The organism is Streptococcus suis (genome assembly GCF_019856455.1).
Lineage (GTDB): Bacteria > Bacillota > Bacilli > Lactobacillales > Streptococcaceae > Streptococcus > Streptococcus suis_AE.
Genome location: NZ_CP082205.1, coordinates 1,022,506 through 1,035,118 on the forward strand (window position 1 = coordinate 1,022,506; position 12,613 = coordinate 1,035,118).

A 12,613-nucleotide genomic window follows, 5' to 3' on the forward strand; every position below is an offset into this window, starting at 1 on the left:
TTTTGCGTGGAGGAATTATGATTATTTCTAGTGAACAAGTTTCAGTTGGACACCCAGATAAAATCTGTGATCAGATTTCAGATGCCATTTTGACGGAGTGTCTCAAGTTTGACAAATCAAGTCGAGTGGCAGTTGAGACCTTAATCAAAGATACCCAGGTTATAGTAGCTGGTGAAATTTCGACAAGACATTACTTTAATCTCGAGAACATTGTTCGTCGGGTTGTCGAGCCACTTGGTATGAAGAATGTTCGGGTAACTAACCTACTTGGACTCCAAAGTTCTGATATTGCCCAAGGTGTTGATAATGGTGGTGCTGGTGACCAAGGAATGATGTTTGGTTATGCGACTGATGAAACACCTGAGTACCTCCCACTGCCTTATGTTCTAGCAACTCGAGTTCTTGAGAAACTGATGTCGCTTGGTCACCCCTTACTTGGAAAGGATGCCAAAGCTCAGGTATCCTACGACTATGAGAAGAAACGGATTGATACCTTTTTAGTTTCCATCCAGCATACTGAAATGGCCGACCTTGCCAAAGTGAAACGAATTGTGACCGAAGCTATGATGTCAGTAGCACTTCGTTACCGTCAGAATCTAGATTTCAAAGTTCTAGTCAATCCAACAGGTCGTTTCGTACTTGGTGGTTCTTTTGCGGATGCAGGAGTTACTGGTAGAAAGATTGTGGCGGATACCTACGGCGGTTTCGCACATCATGGTGGAGGTGCCTTCTCTGGAAAAGACCCAAGCAAGGTGGACAGATCCGGTGCCTACATGGCACGAAAGATTGCAAAGGATATTGTTAGAGAAGGCTATGCGAAACGATGTGAAGTACAATTAGCCTATGCCGTTGGAGTAGCCAAACCTGTTTCGGTGTATGTAGATACCTTTGGAACCAGTCGCTACACCGCAAAACAACTGGAAGGAATGATCCGTGAGCGGTATGATTTAACACCACGAGGTATCATTAAGGAACTTCATCTCTTGAATGTAGACTACACCAAGACAACTTGCTTTGGGCATTTCACAAAAGGTTATCTTCCTTGGGAGAAATAGTGATATAATTGAGAGAGTAAAGGAGTGTTCATATGCCCAATCCTCAAGTATCTTCTATAACCGTATCACTATTTAGTTTCATGTTGCCGATGATTTCAATTGACATTAACGTAGAAGAAAAATTGGTAAGTATCCAAAAATTTCCTGAGACAGAAGCCGAGATAATAACAATCTCCAATATCCGATTATTTTTCTTCTTAAATCAATTAAAACGTGTGAAACTGTCTGAATGGAAGGAATATTATTCAAATGAGATGGAGATTTTAGATGGTACTCAGTGGAATGTATCATTTGTCATGAATGGAAGAACTTACAAATGCTCGGGGGATAATAATTTTCCAAGAGAATGGACGTTATTTTGTAGGGCAATAAATAGATTAGTAAAGCACAATTACCTAGAATAATTGTGCTTTTTCTTTGGAGGGAAAATGCCAAGAAGACCAAGCACACCTTGTAAACAAAATGGTTGTCCTAACCTAGTACCTTATGGACAGAAGTATTGTGAGAACCATAAAGCAAACTACCAACTGGATACCAAGTCAACCAGAGCCAAAGGATACAATGCCCAGTGGAATAAAGCACGACTTCGTTACTTAAAAGTTCATCCACTCTGTGTTCAATGCAAAGTCAAAGGTCGATTGACCAAGGCAATAGTGGTTGACCATATCACACCCCACAGAGGTGACCAAGAACTCTTTTGGAATCAAACCAACTGGCAAGCACTTTGTAAGTCATGTCACGACCGCAAGACCAAGACGACTGACCGATATGTGGAGTATACGTATCGATTTTAGTCTTTGAGTTTCGTTACAAAAGTATCTAATTTTTAACCCTATGGGGGAGGGGGGATGAAATCTCTAAACCCTTGGGAGACTAAGACCGACGCCCCCTCAAACGTGCAATTTCGCAAAATTCGCAAGCGGGTACATTAAAATCGCTTCATTTTGACGTTCCTTCCCACCGTTATCACGTTTCTAATGTGGGGATGTAGCGTTCCCTAGTATGGCATTTTGGTAATAAAATAGTGAAAAAGGCTAGAAACAATGTAGAAAATAGTTGTTTTTAGTCCTTTTTTGCTGGAAAGGAAAACAAATGGACGAAAGTCAACGCAAACAAATCTGGAAAATGCGAGCAGAAGGTCTTGGCTATGGATTCATCGGCAAGGCTACAGGACTGTCTAGAGATTCTGTTAAAAAATACTGTAAACGAAATCCAGCATTGCTTGGTTATGGAGCGGCGACAAAGCAAATGGCAAAAGCCGACCAGAATGACGGACTCCGTTGCCCTCAGTGTTATCAAACACTTAAAATTCATAAAATAGGAAGACCAAAGAAGTTCTGTTCGGATAAGTGTCGTAAGGTTTGGTGGACAACACATTCTGACGAACACGATAAATCAAAAACCGCATATGAAGATTTGACTTGCCAACAATGTGGCAGGTCATTTTTATCTTATGCCAATCCAAATAGAAAATATTGTAGCCATTCGTGTTACATTCAATCACGATTTTATAAAGGAGAAACCAATGACAAGTCAACCAACAATGGAAATTAGAGAGATTCGATTATCTGAACTACACCCAGCCTCTTACAATCCTCGAAAAAAACTCAAAAAGGGTGACAAGGAGTATGAAAAGATTAAGCAAAGCCTACTCAAGTTTGGCTACGTTGACCCCATCATCGTCAATAAAGATTTGACGGTTATTGGTGGCCATCAACGATTAACTGTATTGAAGGACTTAGACTATGAAACTGCCAAATGTGTCATTGTCGATTTATCCAAGGAAGATGAAAAGGCCTTAAACATTGCCCTTAATAAAATCACCGGTCAATGGGATGACCAGCTTTTGGCGGACTTGCTTTTGGATTTACAGGAGTCAGATTTCAATCTCGACCTGACTGGTTTTGAACCACCAGAAATTGACGATATCCTATCAAATATCCATGATAAAGACCTATCAGATGATGATTTTGATGTTGAAGAAGAATTAAAGAAACCGACCTTTTCAAAACGAGGTGACATTTGGCAACTTGGTAAGCATCGAGTGATTTGTGGCGATTCAACTAAAGCTGAAACGTATGACCAACTGTTAGGTGATAAAAAGGCAAACTTGGTTGTGACAGACCCGCCGTATAATTGCGATGTTGAAAAGACGGCAGGTAAAATTCAAAATGACAATATGGGTGATTCTGAATTTTATCAGTTTCTTTTAGCTATGTTTACTCAAGTTGAGAACCACATGGAAGCCGACGCCTCAATCTACGTATTTCATGCGGATACGGAAGGATTGAACTTCCGTAAGGCATTTAAGGATGCTGGTTTTTATCTCAGTGGATGTTGCATTTGGAAGAAGAACTCATTAGTGCTTGGACGTAGTCCTTATCAATGGCGACATGAGCCAGTCTTATACGGGTGGCGTCAAAAAGGCAAACACCAATGGTTCAGTGACCGTAAACAGACGACCATTTGGGAATACGACCGTCCTAAGTCCAGCAAAGACCATCCAACCATGAAGCCGATTCAGCTCATGGCTTACCCTATTCAAAATTCATCCATGAGAGGGACTTTGGTATTGGATCCTTTCCTTGGGTCTGGGTCAACCCTCATTGCGGCAGACCAGACAGGACGTATCTGTTATGGGATTGAACTTGATGAGAAGTTTGTGGATGTCATTGTGAAACGCTACATGGAAGCAACGGACAATACAGATGTGACGGTAGTCCGTGAAGGTCAATCAATCAGTTATGAAGAAGCAGTGAAACAGTTAGGGGGGATGTAATGTCTAATGTTCACTATTCATTTATTGGTTCAATTGGTATAGGAACTTTGAAAGATGGCACTCAATTTAGGTTTGATAGAGACAGATTCTCACTTATAGAAGATATTAACTTCTACCGAAATAAAAATAACGATGAAGATGCAAAGTCGTACATTATTTGTGCGAAAGGCAAATATCTTCATCGTTATTTATTTGGTCATCGCCATGGATATGAAATCGACCACATTAATCTAGATACCTTTGATAATCGTTCTGAGAATATTCGTTTTTGTACGCATCAACAAAACCAAATAAATCAAGGTCTACAATCAAATAATACTTCTGGAGTAACAGGGGTTAGTTATTATAAACCAAGACAAAAATATCGTGCCAGAATCAAAATCTCTCAACGTGATATTCACCTGGGTTATTATGATACATTCCTAGAGGCAACCCAAGCTAGGAATGTTGGCATTGAATTGTTGTTTGGTGAGTACGGTCGTTATAACAAAGTTCCTGAAGTACCAAACTGGATTCGTAATAAAGTTGAGAAAATATGTAGGAATTATAAGTCATTCGCTTTAACAAATTATAGGGAGGAGACGGTATGACCTTAACTTTTCTTGATTTCTTTGCAGGAGTGGGTGGTTTTCGTCGTGGTTTGGAATTAGCTGGTTTCAAATGTATCGGTTACTGTGAAAAGGATAAATTTGCAAGAAAATCTTACGAAGCAATGTACGACACGAAAGGAGAATGGTTTCATGACGACATCACAAGCATTGACCAAACACAACTTCCAAAAGCAGATCTCTGGTGTGCGGGAAGCCCTTGTCAAAATGTGTCTATCGCAGGAAAGCGAGCAGGCCTATACGGTGAGCGAAGTGGACTCTTTTTTACATTTGTTGACATCATCCAAAGCCAAGAGGAAGAAGATAAACCCGAGTGGATACTCCTTGAAAATGTTAAGGGACTTTTATCAAGTGGCGGGGGACGAGATTATCTCGACTATCTCTCTATCTTGGATGAAGCAGGGTACGACCTCGAGTGGCAAGTGTTCAATTCAAAAGACTACGGAGTTCCCCAAAATCGAGAACGCATCTACACTCTCGGACATCTTAGAAGTAGAGGTCGACGAAAAGTACTACCTATCAGCGGAGAAAGCGGTAGCCATCTTAAGCAACTTGTAGGTGGTATGCAAAGCTATCGTGTCTACGACCCTAGTGGAATTGCCACAACCCTTGTTGGTGAGGGTGGTGGACTGGGTGCTAAGACAGGTCTTTATCTTATTGACCAATCTTTGACAGAACCAAAGTTGACAGATGAGGCACGATGTATCACCGCACGATATACTGCTGGAGCTACAAAGCGGACTGCGATGAATTCTGGAGTACTCGAAATTCAACCCATTCTGACACCCAATCGAATCAATAAGCGTCAAAATGGACGTAGGCTCAAGGAACAGGATGAGCCAATGTTCACATTGACCTCTCAAGACCGCCATGGTGTTCTTGAAGGTATCAAGGTCAGAAATGGTACAAAGCAAGGTTATCAAGTTGCTGAGGTTGGAGATTCGGTGGATTTATCTTATCCCAACTCTCCAACGAGACGAGCAAGAGTTGGGAAGGGAATTGCCCATAACCTCTCCTGTGGTGGGCAAATGGGTGCTGTGGTTTGGAATGATCGAGTTGTAAAAATCAGACGCTTAACCCCTCGAGAATGTTTTCGCCTACAAGGTTTTTCGGATGATTTGTTCGAGAAAGCCCAAGCAGTAAACTCCGATGCCCAACTATATAAACAAGCTGGAAATGGTGTGACGGTTACAGTTGTATATGCCATTGGTTGTGCCATTCTAGCAAGCGAAGAATTATCAAAAATATCTTCAAAATAATCTAGAAATGACTGGATATAAGTCTCCTTTAGAGTTAATATGTACACAACAAAGGAAGAGGAGAACAAAACCATGGCAACAACACTTGAAAAACTTTACGAAATCTACCCAGCAACCGCAAGCATCATTCCTTACAAAGATTGGGTCATCGTTGCATCGAATGGATATAAAGGAACAGAAGTTGAGATTTACGAAACGGCTGATAGTCTTGAGGAGTTTGAAAACTTTGACCGCAGATTTGACCGCATTTACCAAGAAGCAGGAACATTCGAAGACTTTGGACATGCAGTTAAGTGGGCATTTGAAAAGATTGGAGAATAACATGGACGCAAAAATTTTCAATAACCTAAAGGCAATCTATCCGGTTGGTACAAAGGTTAGATTAGTAAAAATGGATGACCCACATCCAGTTCCTAAAGGAACACTTGGAACTGTGATTGGAGTGGATGATATTGGATCACTCCTAGTTAAGTGGGAAAATGGCAGTTGCCTAAATGTTTTGTATGGAATTGATATCGTAGAAAAGGTAATGTGAGATGTGGGAAATTATGACTCGAACGGTTGGAGACAGACATTACGTTTGTGAGTTTCTCCGTGAAGACACAACAGACCCAAGGAATATAGACGGTGCTTGGATTAGAATACTAACTATCAAGCGAGATGGTAACTATATTTACCAATATCGATATGGGAATGAAATAGATAACATGGACGATATTGACAGAACTGTCTGTCAGTCTGTACTTGATAACTTTAATGAACTGTAAGAAAGAACTCGAATTGAGTTCTTTTTTCTTACTCTAAAGGAGGTGAGATTGTGGCAATCAGGGGGCGAAAACCAAAGCCTACGAATATGAAAATACTTGAGGGAAACCCTGGTAAGCGACCACTCCCTACGAATGAAGTCAAACCCAAACAAAAAGCCCCACGTTGCCCACAGTGGCTTGAAGATGATGCAAAGAAGGAGTGGAAACGGATGGGAAAAATTCTCGAACAGATGGGAATTTTGACCGAAATGGACATGACTGCTTTTGCAGGATATTGTCAAGCTTACGCACGCTGGAAAGAGGCGGAAGAGTTTCTTACCAAGCATGGCTCCATTATCAAAACCCCGAATGGTTATCTGCAACAAGTCCCTCAAGTCTCTATCAGCCAGACTAACCTCAAAATCATGCTTAAATTCTGTGAACAGTTTGGTTTAACACCATCAGCACGTAACCGTTTAGCGACGATGGATTCGGAAGTTGGTACTGGTGATGAAATGGAAGATTTGTTAGGAGGAATTTTATGAGCTATCATTATGAACCAAGTCCATTCATGCTTCCAACCTCACACTATGATAAGGTAAAGGCTGATAGGGCAGTAACATTTATCAATAACCTCTCCCATACCAAAGGCAAGTGGGCAGGAAAGCGATTTGATTTGTTGCCGTGGCAGGAACAGATTGTCCGTGACCTATTTGGAATTGTCAAGGAGGATGGTAACCGTCAGTTCTTAACAGCCTATATAGAAATTCCAAAGAAGAATGGTAAGTCTGAGCTAGCAGCGGCTATCGCTCTTTATCTACTATATGCGGATAATGAAGCCAGTGCTGAAGTTTATGGTGCGGCTTGTGACCGAAACCAAGCATCAATCGTATTTGATGTGGCCAAACAGATGGTGCAGATGAGTCACCCCTTGGAAAAGCGTTCTAAGATAATGGGTGCTACCAAGCGTATTGTCAATTATTCTAATGCTGGGTTTTACCAAGTTCTTTCTGCAGAGACTGGGACAAAGCATGGACTAAACGTATCTGGCTTGGTCTTTGATGAAATCCACGCTCAGCCTAATCGCCATTTGTATGATGTATTGACCAAAGGGTCAGGAGATGCAAGGGAACAACCCCTCTTTTTTATTATCACGACAGCTGGAACGGATAGGAACTCCATCTGTTATGAATTGCATACTAAAGCATTGGATATTTTGAATGGTAGAAAGAAGGACACGTCATTCTATCCTGTGGTTTATGGATTATCCGATGAAGATGATTGGAATGATGAAGCAAACTGGAGAAGAGCCAACCCTTCACTTGGGCATACTATTGGGATTGACCGTGTTAGAGAAGCCTACCAACAGGCACTTGACAATCCTGCTGAAGAAAATGTCTTTAAGCAGCTCCGTCTAAATATGTGGACAAGCTCAAGCATTGCTTGGATTCCTGAACATGTTTATGCTAAGGGAAATGATCCTATTCAATATGAAAACCTCAAGGGTCGTAGTTGCTATGCAGGGCTAGACCTTTCTAGTACGTCAGATATAACAGCTTTAGTCTTGGTATTTCCTCCTAGATTTGAAGAGGAAAATTATATCGTTCTGCCATACTTTTGGCTACCTGAGGATACATTGGAACTGCGGTGTCGACGTGACCATGTTCTATATGATATTTGGGAGCGTCAGGGCTACATTAAAACTACAGAGGGTAATGTTGTTCACTATGGTTTCATCGAAAAGTTTATTGAAGAATTATCGGAAATTTATCATATCAAGGAAATAGCCTATGACCGTTGGAATGCGACACAAATGGTTCAGAATCTAGAAGGTATGGGCTTGACCTTGGTGCCTTTCGGTCAGGGATACAAGGATATGAGTCCACCATCAAAGGAACTTTATAAACTTATGATGGAAGGTAAGATTCAACATGGTGGGCATCCAGTTCTGAAATGGATGGGACAAAACGTAGTCATGAGACAAGATCCTGCTGGTAATATCAAGCCTGATAAGGAAAAGTCAGTCGAGAAGATTGACGGTATTGTAGCACTCATAATGGGGCTGGACCGTTGTATTCGTCATCAAATCGATGAAGGAAGTGTGTATGATGAACGTGGAATATTGAGTTTTTAGGATGAAAATAACCTAAATAGGTTGAATATATCCTAAAAAGTGGTAGAATAGTGAAAAGGAGGATATTACCATGCAAATCAATATTGAAAACTTAGTCTCTATTTCTGAAGCAAATCAAAACTTTTCTAAGGTAGCTCGTATGGTCGATACGAATGGTACTGCAGTAATATTGAAAAATAACACACCAAAGTATGTATTAGTGGACTATCAGAGTCTAATTAAAGAGGAACAGGCAACCCCTACGGTTGTTGAACAATCAACTTTGGATGAAGTTGCGACTTCGGTTTTATCACGCCATCTTGATGCATTTAAGGAATTGGCAAAATGAAAGTATTAACTGTTGAACAGGTTATTGAATTACATACTAGGTTAATTCAAGCTACTGGGGGTTTAGATGGTGTTAGGGATGTTGGTTTAATAGAATCTTCACTATCTTCAGCTTTTAGTACTTATTTTGGTGTTGAGAAGTATCCAAGTATTGAAGAAAAGGCTGCTAGACTTTGTTATTCGCTAGTTAATAATCATGCCTTCCTTGATGGGAACAAGCGAATTGGAGTGTTTGTCATGATTATTTTTCTAGAATTAAATGGCATTGTGTTAAATCAGACTGATGATGAAGTAGTGAAGCTAGGACTTGGAGTAGCTTCATCAGAATTAGATTATGATGCAATTTTAGAATACATACGGAATCATTAAAACTTTTCTTATTGAGGATATAACTTCAAGAAAGTGATAGAATATGGTATCTATTTGAAGAAGGAGAGATGAAAACCATCTAAGAACAAACGATAAGCACTTCAATCGAGGTGCTTTTTTCGTACTCAAAAGGAGGAAGTATGGGACTACTAGATTTACTGGGACGTAAGCGTTCTAGAGATAAACCACGAAATAGTTATGAAGGTCAGGACTTCTCATATCTGTTTGGACGAACGACCAGTGGGGAGAACGTAGATGAGTTTAAAGCTATGCAGACGACAGCTGTTTATGCTTGTGTCCGTATCTTAGCTGAAGCGGTAGCTTCACTACCCATTCATGTTTATGAGAGAACGGCAACTGGAAAGGAAAAGAAGGTGGAACATCCCCTTTATTTTCTCTTACATGATGAACCTAACTCTGAGATGTCATCCTTTATCTTTAGAGAAACCTTGATGACCCATCTATTGATATGGGGCAATGCCTATGTCCAGATTATCCGAGATAGGAGTGGACAAATTATCAGTCTTTACCCACTTTTACCAGATAAGATGTCTGTTCATCGAGACGAGAGTGGCAAGCTCTATTACAAATATAAGCGTCAGTCAGAAGAAAATCCTAACTTTAAGGAAAAGGGTGATGCTATCTTGAGAGCAGAAGATGTTCTCCATGTTCCAGGTCTTGGTTTTGATGGCTTGATAGGTTATTCTCCAATTGCCCTTGCTAAAAATGCTATCGGTATGACCTTGGCTACGGAAAACTATGGGGCATCATTCTTTAAAAATGGTGCAAATCCAGGTGGTGTTTTGGAACACCCAGGTATTCTCAAAGATCCCAAACGAGTGAGAGATTCATGGAATGCAGTCTACAATGGGGTAACCAATGCCCATAAAGTGGCAGTTCTTGAGGAAGGGATGAAATACACTCAAGTAGGCATTCCACCAGAAGAAGCCCAGTTTCTCCAAACTAGAAAATTCCAAATCAATGAAATTGCAAGGCTCTACCGCATTCCACCTCATATGGTTGGTGACTTGGAGAAATCCTCATTTTCAAACATCGAGCAACAATCACTAGAATTTGTTAAATATACCTTAGACCCTTGGGTAGTTCGTCTCGAACAGGCTTTCAAGAGGTCTCTTTTTTTACCTGAAGAAAAGAAAACCTACTTTGTGAAGTTCAATGTAGATGGTCTTCTTCGTGGAGACTATCAGAGTCGAATGAATGGCTATGCGATTGGGAGACAAAATGGCTGGCTGTCGACGAATGATATTCGTGAACTTGAGGACTTGAATCTCCTTTCAGATAAGGAAGGAGGCAATCTCTACTTGATAAATGGAAACATGACGAAACTGAAGGATGCGGGTGGCTTTATGAAACAAGCACCGTTAGTACAAGAAACACAATCTGAGGAGGATATGGATGCATAAGTTTTGGAATTTTACAGAAGATGATAGTGGTCGAACACTTCGTATTGAAGGACAGATTGCTGAAGAGACGTGGTTTGGCGATGAAGTCACGCCACAAGTATTTAAAAATGATTTACATGCAGGAAACGGAGACATCACCCTCTGGATTAATAGTCCAGGGGGTGATGTTTTTGCGGCTGCACAAATCTATAACATGCTGATGGATTACAAAGGTGATGTCCATGTCGTGATTGATGGCTTAGCCGCAAGTGCTGCTAGTGTCATTGCCATGGCAGGTACAACGGTTTCTATGAGTCCGGTTGCCATGATGATGATTCACAACCCTTGGACTGTGGCACAAGGTGAAGCCAAGGATATGCAGAAGGTCATTGAAATGCTGGGAGAGATTAAGGAATCCATCATCAATGCCTATGAATTAAGAACAGGACTTTCAAGAACCAAGCTATCACACCTCATGGACTCAGAGTCTTGGTTCAATGCCAAAAAGGCTGTTGAACTAGGCTTTGCGGACAAGATTCTCTTTGACAAACAAGGGGAACATGGAATGGAAATTGAGAGTTATTCTTTTAGTCGAACTGCTGCCCAACAAGATTTACTTGTAAAAATGCAGGCGAAACTTGAAGTCCAACAACCAAAGAAAACAATCCCTATCAATCAGTTGGAAAAACGATTGAATTTGCTCAAATAACGAAAGGAAAATGAATTGATGTCTAAATTACTTGAATTGAAAGAAAAACGTAACCAAGCTTGGCAACAAGCAAAAACCTTCCTTGATTCTGTCCGCTCTGAGGACGGACTGGTATCAGAGGAGGATTCTAAACGCTATGATGATATGGAAGCAAAAATCAACCTCTACAATCAAGAAATTGCACGATTGGAGCGTCAAGAAAAGATTGACCTTGAACTTTCTCAACCAGCCTCACAGGCTCTAATTGGACAACCCACTACAGTTTTGAATGACAAGACTACAGAAGAGGAAAAGAGAGGTGTGGCTTCAGATAGCTATGCCAAGACATTTTGGACAAGTGTACGTAAGCGTCACTTCTTTGATGTCAAGGATATCCTTCGAGTTGGGGAAGATACCGAAGGTGGTCATCTGGTTCCTGATGAGTATGAGAAGAAACTAGTTCAAGGATTACAAGAAGAGAATTTCTTCCGTAGCCTTGCGACTGTTATCAAAACATCTAGTGGTGAACGTAAGATTCCTGTTGTGACAGGACATGGTTCAGCCTCGTGGATGGATGAAAATGGTCTTTATCCTGAAACGGAAGAAACCTTTGGTCAGGTGACACTAGACTCTCATAAGATTGGGACTGCCATTCGTATTTCAGAAGAGTTGCTAAACGATTCAGTCTTTGACCTTGAATCCTATATGACAGCTGAATTTGCTCGTCGAATTGGAACGGAAGAAGAAAAGGCATTCTTGATTGGTGACGGTTCTAAGAAACCGACAGGTATCTTTACTCAGGCAGAAGTTACAGGTCCAACGACTGCTACAAAAGATATTACCTTTGATGACATGATTGAACTGTATCATTCTCTACCAGCACCATATCGTAAGAATGCAGTTTGGATTTTACATGATACGACTGTCAAAGCTATCCGTAAACTCAAGGACAATAATGGCAATTACATCTGGCAACCGTCTACACAAGCTGGACAACCAGATTTGATTCTAAATCGTCCATACTATACCTCAACCTTTGCTCCACTTCCTGAAGCAGGAAACAAGGCCATTGCATTTGGTGATTTCTCATATTATTGGATTGCGGACCGTCAAGGTCGGACCTTCAAACGATTGAACGAACTCTATGCCAATAATGGACAGATTGGTTTTCTTGCGTCACAACGTGTTGATGGTAAGTTAGTCCTACCTGAAGCCGTGAAGACACTAACAGTAAAGGCTAAGTAG

16 protein-coding genes are annotated in these 12,613 nt (G+C 40.8%); all 16 read left to right on the forward strand.

Going from position 1 to position 12,613, the window contains the following annotated elements:
- The first annotated feature begins 17 nt into the window (after positions 1-17).
- The 16 genes from metK (at position 18) to K6969_RS05140 (ending at position 12,613) form a co-directional block, all read left to right on the forward strand.
- Positions 18-1,055: a methionine adenosyltransferase gene (gene metK, locus K6969_RS05065; protein ID WP_171942526.1), complete on the forward strand. Its 1,038-nt coding sequence runs from the start codon at positions 18-20 to the stop codon at positions 1,053-1,055.
- Between the two features lie 32 nt (positions 1,056-1,087).
- Positions 1,088-1,459: a hypothetical protein gene (locus K6969_RS05070; protein WP_171942527.1), complete on the forward strand. Its 372-nt coding sequence runs from the start codon at positions 1,088-1,090 to the stop codon at positions 1,457-1,459.
- A 24-nt stretch (positions 1,460-1,483) separates the two neighbouring features.
- Positions 1,484-1,849, forward strand: coding sequence for an HNH endonuclease signature motif containing protein (locus K6969_RS05075; protein WP_018374780.1), 366 nt, complete (start codon positions 1,484-1,486; stop codon positions 1,847-1,849).
- Positions 1,850-2,147: 298 nt separating this feature from the next.
- Entirely contained in the window at positions 2,148-2,609 is a 462-nt protein-coding gene (locus K6969_RS05080) for a helix-turn-helix domain-containing protein (protein ID WP_171942528.1), read from the forward strand.
- Positions 2,581-3,834 carry a site-specific DNA-methyltransferase gene (locus tag K6969_RS05085; RefSeq protein ID WP_171942529.1) on the forward strand — a complete coding sequence of 418 codons (1,254 nt, stop codon included), beginning with the start codon at positions 2,581-2,583 and terminating at the stop codon, positions 3,832-3,834. The genes K6969_RS05080 and K6969_RS05085 overlap by 29 nt, the downstream gene beginning before the upstream one ends.
- Positions 3,834-4,424, forward strand: coding sequence for an HNH endonuclease (locus tag K6969_RS05090; protein WP_014636330.1), 591 nt, complete (start codon positions 3,834-3,836; stop codon positions 4,422-4,424). The genes K6969_RS05085 and K6969_RS05090 overlap by 1 nt, the downstream gene beginning before the upstream one ends.
- Positions 4,421-5,701 carry a DNA cytosine methyltransferase gene (locus tag K6969_RS05095; protein ID WP_171942530.1) on the forward strand — a complete coding sequence of 427 codons (1,281 nt, stop codon included), beginning with the start codon at positions 4,421-4,423 and terminating at the stop codon, positions 5,699-5,701. The genes K6969_RS05090 and K6969_RS05095 overlap by 4 nt, the downstream gene beginning before the upstream one ends.
- Positions 5,702-5,773: 72 nt before the next feature.
- Positions 5,774-6,022 (forward strand): hypothetical protein, encoded by a 249-nt coding sequence (locus K6969_RS05100; RefSeq protein WP_171942531.1) that lies wholly within the window; start codon positions 5,774-5,776, stop codon positions 6,020-6,022.
- Between the two features lies 1 nt (position 6,023).
- Positions 6,024-6,236, forward strand: coding sequence for a DUF4314 domain-containing protein (locus tag K6969_RS05105; protein ID WP_136647579.1), 213 nt, complete (start codon positions 6,024-6,026; stop codon positions 6,234-6,236).
- 282 nt (positions 6,237-6,518) lie between these two features.
- Complete coding sequence (locus tag K6969_RS05110; protein ID WP_018374773.1) at positions 6,519-6,992, forward strand: phage terminase small subunit P27 family; 474 nt, start codon at positions 6,519-6,521, stop codon at positions 6,990-6,992.
- On the forward strand, positions 6,989-8,581 hold the full coding sequence (locus K6969_RS05115; protein ID WP_171942533.1) for a terminase large subunit: 1,593 nt from the start codon (positions 6,989-6,991) through the stop codon (positions 8,579-8,581). Before K6969_RS05110 ends, K6969_RS05115 begins: the two co-directional genes overlap by 4 nt.
- A 70-nt stretch (positions 8,582-8,651) precedes the next feature.
- Positions 8,652-8,909: a type II toxin-antitoxin system Phd/YefM family antitoxin gene (locus K6969_RS05120; RefSeq protein WP_018374772.1), complete on the forward strand. Its 258-nt coding sequence runs from the start codon at positions 8,652-8,654 to the stop codon at positions 8,907-8,909.
- Positions 8,906-9,277 (forward strand): type II toxin-antitoxin system death-on-curing family toxin, encoded by a 372-nt coding sequence (locus K6969_RS05125; protein WP_024409988.1) that lies wholly within the window; start codon positions 8,906-8,908, stop codon positions 9,275-9,277. Before K6969_RS05120 ends, K6969_RS05125 begins: the two co-directional genes overlap by 4 nt.
- A gap of 140 nt (positions 9,278-9,417) precedes the next feature.
- Positions 9,418-10,701 carry a phage portal protein gene (locus K6969_RS05130; RefSeq protein WP_171942534.1) on the forward strand — a complete coding sequence of 428 codons (1,284 nt, stop codon included), beginning with the start codon at positions 9,418-9,420 and terminating at the stop codon, positions 10,699-10,701.
- Positions 10,694-11,389 carry a head maturation protease, ClpP-related gene (locus K6969_RS05135; protein WP_171942535.1) on the forward strand — a complete coding sequence of 232 codons (696 nt, stop codon included), beginning with the start codon at positions 10,694-10,696 and terminating at the stop codon, positions 11,387-11,389. The genes K6969_RS05130 and K6969_RS05135 overlap by 8 nt, the downstream gene beginning before the upstream one ends.
- Before the next feature lie 18 nt (positions 11,390-11,407).
- Positions 11,408-12,613, forward strand: coding sequence for a phage major capsid protein (locus K6969_RS05140; RefSeq protein WP_171942536.1), 1,206 nt, complete (start codon positions 11,408-11,410; stop codon positions 12,611-12,613).